Annotated in this window: 1 pseudogene; it reads left to right on the top strand. The window is 64.2% G+C overall.

Annotation, left to right across the window (positions count from 1 at the left end):
• Window positions 1-196, top strand: a pseudogene (locus tag DRV85_RS19300) (hypothetical protein); the annotation flags it as partial.
• Between the last annotated feature and the right edge of the window lie 44 nt (window positions 197-240).

The following is a 240-nucleotide window of genomic DNA, read 5'->3' as shown; positions in this document are numbered from 1 at the left end:
CGGCGACGACGAGCGGATCGATCTCTCCGCGATCGCCGAGATCGTCGACTTCACGGACCTCGTCGCAAATCACCTCGCCGACGTGGGCGGCACGGCGCAGATTCAGTCCTCGCAGGGCACGATCCTGCTCCAGGGGATTGCGGTTTTGGAGATTGGCGTGGGTCTGGCCTATTCGGGGGAGGACTTCGTTTTCTGAGGGTTTTGGGCGCGTGGTGCGGGGCGGGGGAGGCGGCAAAAAGA

The sequence above is a fragment of the Rhodosalinus halophilus genome, assembly GCF_003298775.1.
Taxonomy (GTDB): Bacteria; Pseudomonadota; Alphaproteobacteria; order Rhodobacterales; family Rhodobacteraceae; genus Rhodosalinus; species Rhodosalinus halophilus.
The sequence above is the reverse complement of the archived record's forward strand: the minus strand, read 5'-3'. Positions and strand labels throughout refer to the sequence as shown.